This window comes from Paracoccus nototheniae (assembly GCF_004335005.1).
Taxonomy (GTDB): domain Bacteria; phylum Pseudomonadota; class Alphaproteobacteria; order Rhodobacterales; family Rhodobacteraceae; genus Paracoccus; species Paracoccus nototheniae.
This window is the reverse complement of sequence record NZ_RQRT01000183.1, coordinates 1-514: the sequence shown is the minus strand read 5'-3', so window position 1 is coordinate 514 and position 514 is coordinate 1. Positions and strand designations below refer to the sequence as shown.

Below are 514 nucleotides of genomic sequence, written 5' to 3'. Positions count from 1 at the left end.
CACTAAACCAATGAAAAAAATGTTGCTTTTAGGAATGCTTTCAGCGTTTCTTTTTTCATGTAAAAATAATAGTAAAATTGAAATTGTAGATCGTGCCTTTTACTATTGGAAGAGTGATGATTCAAGTTTAAAAGACAATGAGCAAGAGATTATTGACACACTTAAAATTAAGAAAATGTACTTCAAGTTCTTTGAAGTTAAACATGATGAAACTATGGGCAACATAACAATTTCTAAAACTGATTTTTATAGTAATATGTCGGATGATTCAAGTAAAAAAAAGGGTAGTTGGATTATTGTACCAACAATGTTCATTAAAAATGATGTTTTTATAAAAAGCAGTAAAAAAGAAATCGATACTTTGGCTAGTAATATAAATCATTTAATTTCAAAGATTTATAAGGAGAAATTTTCTAATTACAATAATTATAACGAAGTGCAAATTGATTGCGATTGGACTTTAAAATCTAAAGATAATTATTTTTACTTTCTTAAAGCATTAGCAAGCTTATCT

Annotated in this window: 1 protein-coding gene; it reads left to right on the top strand. The window is 25.9% G+C overall.

The genetic code is table 11. The features are described 5' to 3' along the window. Positions 1-514: hypothetical protein (locus EG885_RS22960; RefSeq protein ID WP_207392401.1), on the top strand; the 514-nt coding region annotated here is incomplete at both ends.